The organism is Stutzerimonas chloritidismutans, from assembly GCF_038562055.1.
Classification (GTDB): Bacteria; Pseudomonadota; Gammaproteobacteria; order Pseudomonadales; family Pseudomonadaceae; genus Stutzerimonas; species Stutzerimonas chloritidismutans_A.
In genome coordinates this window covers 1-3170 of sequence record NZ_JBCFXD010000033.1, presented here as the reverse complement: position 1 = coordinate 3170, position 3170 = coordinate 1, and the positions used below count along the sequence as shown (strand labels likewise).

Annotated in this window: 3 protein-coding genes; all 3 read left to right on the top strand. The window is 58.4% G+C overall.

Annotation, left to right across the window (positions count from 1 at the left end; all coding sequences use genetic code 11):
- Positions 1 to 139: 139 nt before the first annotated feature.
- Positions 140 to 1036, top strand: coding sequence for a cation transporter (locus tag AAGW23_RS22000; protein WP_008928737.1), 897 nt, complete (start codon positions 140 to 142; stop codon positions 1034 to 1036).
- Between the two features lie 142 nt (positions 1037 to 1178).
- Positions 1179 to 1940 (top strand): ZIP family metal transporter, encoded by a 762-nt coding sequence (locus AAGW23_RS21995; RefSeq protein WP_009686175.1) that lies wholly within the window; start codon positions 1179 to 1181, stop codon positions 1938 to 1940.
- Positions 1941 to 2234: 294 nt separating this feature from the next.
- Positions 2235 to 3170: apolipoprotein N-acyltransferase (lnt, locus tag AAGW23_RS21990; protein ID WP_342408331.1), on the top strand; the 936-nt coding region annotated here is incomplete at its 3' end.

Genomic DNA, 3170 nt, shown 5'->3' with positions numbered 1-3170 from the left:
GTGTCGATACCCGCTATCTGGGCTAACTGACCAATGCGCATCAGGCTTACTCCTCAACGGATCATCTGTCCCATTGACCTTATAGTAGCTATATAGTTTTTAATACTAGCAATCTATGTTGGTTAACTGGAGCCGTATCGTGAGTAAAGCCTGTGGTGGCCCATGTAGCTGCGATGCAACGCCTGCAGCGGATACCGATATGCCGGTCTCCTCCGAAGCGTCAGGGGAATGGGTCAGCGTGTATGCTGTGCCGAAGATGGATTGTCCCTCAGAAGAACGGATGATCCGCTTGGCGCTGAACGGCTTTGATGAGATTCGAACGCTGTCCTTCGACTTGTCGAACCGCCGATTGGAGGTCGTGCATGACGGCGAGGCTGAGCCCATTACCGCGAAACTGGCGACCTTGGGGCTAGGCGCCTCTCTTCAGGAAACCGTCATTGCCGACCCAGAGACGATCAAGGCCGCTGAGAGCTCGGCAGTCTCTGCTACGCAGGAGTCAGGCACTCTGCGCGTGTTGCTCGGTATCAATGCGATCATGTTCGTGGTGGAAATGACTGCTGGCCTGATCGCCCAGTCTACCGGCCTGATCGCTGATTCCCTGGATATGTTTGCCGATGCAGCCGTCTATGGCCTGGCTCTCTATGCCGTAGGGCGCAGTGCGAAAATGCAGGTACGTGCCGCGCATCTGGCAGGGGTACTGCAACTGATTTTGGCTATCGGCGTACTCGTCGAGGTGGTGCGACGCTTTGTTTTCGGTAGTGAGCCTGAATCGCTGATGATGATGGCGATCGCCTTCGTCGCGTTGATCGCCAATACCGGTTGCCTGCTGTTGATATCCAAGCACCGCGAAGGCGGCGCGCATATGAAGGCAAGCTGGATATTCTCGGCCAATGATGTGGTGATCAACATGGGCGTCATCGCCGCCGGTGCCTTGGTCGCCTGGACGGGGTCCAGCTACCCTGACCTGATTATCGGTACCATCGTGGGCCTGATCGTCCTCAACGGCGCTCGGCGCATCCTGGCGCTCAAGGGGTGAGGCTGCACGGTACGCAGCTATCGATGCCTGGGACACTTGATCGAAGTGGCTGTACAAGCGCGCTAGGCCTGAACGACAGCATATAGCGCGAAGGCTCGGAGCCAGCAAGGTAGCGTATCTAGGAATCAACCAAGGAAGGAAGATGATGGATAGTATCTGGCTGGTACTCGGCCTGGCGCTGTTGCCCGCCTTAGGCAATTTTAGTGGTGGGCTCGCTGCGGAGGCCTCCCGAACTACCGGGCGCCGTCTCAATTACGCCCTTCACGGCGCTGCCGGCCTCGTCATTGCGGTGGTGGCGGTTGAAATCATGCCGCGCGTGCTAGAGAACCTCTCAGCCTGGGTAATCGCCCTCGCTTTCGCGCTGGGCGGCATTGCTTACGTAGGTATCGAGAAGCTCGTTGAGAGTCTCCAGAAGCGACAAGGCCAGCAGGGAGAAGGCGGTCAGACGAGTGTCTGGATGATCTATATCGCCGTATCCATCGACCTGTTCAGCGATGGCCTCCTGATCGGGGCGGGGTCGGCGGTCTCACCGTCGGTCGCGATAATCCTGGCGGCGGGTCAGGTTCTCGCCGATGTTCCTGAGGGCTTTGCGACGATCGCCACCATGAAAGATAAAGGAATCCCTCGTAGCAAGCGGATACTGCTCTCTGCTTCCTTCGCGATTCCTGTGCTCTCGGCAGCCGTCTTTGCTTACTTCGTACTCAGGAACCAGCCGGAGGCATTTAAGCTAGCGGCACTGACGTTCACGGCAGGCCTTCTCACGGTCGCTGCCATCGAAGATATGGTCTCCGAGGCTCACGAGAGCGGTGACGATACGCACATCTCACCGCTGGCTTTCATAGGCGGCTTCGTCCTGTTCGTTCTGGTATCAGCGGGCTTGGAAGGGGTGGTATCGCAAAGCTAACGTACTGCTCCCCAACACAGCCACTGTCGTGCTGGCCGAATACGAAGCAGCTCCCAGCTTACGGCGCACCTAGTCGAGTCCAGAAACATTCACTTTGCCACCCTGGCCAGCCGGCCGAATGAATTGACGCAGCTTGATTTAGCGGAGCAAGAAAGCATGAGCCACAGGGTTGATCCTGGATTCGGAGGCGAGAGAGCATTGGGTGATAAGTGCGCGCTACCCTCTAGCCTATACACGGGCGTGCGCTATAAGTCGCTTCTGACAGGGGGGATGGCTCTACTTGCTGGAGGCGCCATGCCGCTTGCCTTTGCCCCTGTGGGCTGGGCATGGCTTGCGGTGATCGCTCTGGCAACATTTTTTGTCCTGACCGCGCAGTCTTCAAGGCGTCAGGCGCTGTGGTCGGCCTACCTCTTTGGCCTTGGCTACTTCGGCGTGGGTGTCTCCTGGGTCTTTATCAGCATTAGCCAGTACGGCAATGGCCCCGTGGTGGCGGTGTTAGTCACGGCGGCCTTTGTCTCGCTGCTCGCCCTCTTTCCATGGGGCGTCGCGTACCTCGTGCGCTGCCTGCGCCCTGAGATGGATGCAATGGCACTCTGGCTAGGGCTACCTGCGGCATGGGTGCTGAGTGAATGGATGCGCACCTGGTTCTTGACCGGCTTTCCCTGGCTCTTCATTGGCTACAGCCAGACCGACACCACACTTGCCACTATCGCTCCCGTCTTTGGCGTGCTTGGCGTGAGTTTACTGGTGGCACTTCTCGCTGGCGGGCTTGCCTGGGTTGTCCAGGGGCCAAGCCTGCGCCGTGCTGCGGTAGTCGGTGCCGTGTTAGTCGCTACCCTCGCCGGCTTGCAACTGCTGGATCGTGAATGGACGCAGCCAGCCGCTGACCCGATCGATGTCGTCCTCTTGCAAGGAAACATCGCGCAAGACAAGAAATGGGACCCGAGATACCGGGACATCACACTTGAGCGCTATCAGGCGCTTACCGCGCAGCATCTCGGAGCCGATATCGTGATCTGGCCAGAAGCGGCAATCCCGATGTGGCATGACCAGGCCAAAGCATATCTTGCTGAGCTTGAGGCGTTAGCCGATCAGGCAGGCACATCGTTAATGATTGGCGTCCCGGTACGCGAGGCGGAGGGCCGTACCTACAACGCCGTGGTAAGCCTCTCCGATCCCTCAGGCTTCTACTACAAACGCCACCTGGTGCCCTTCGGTGAATATGTTCCG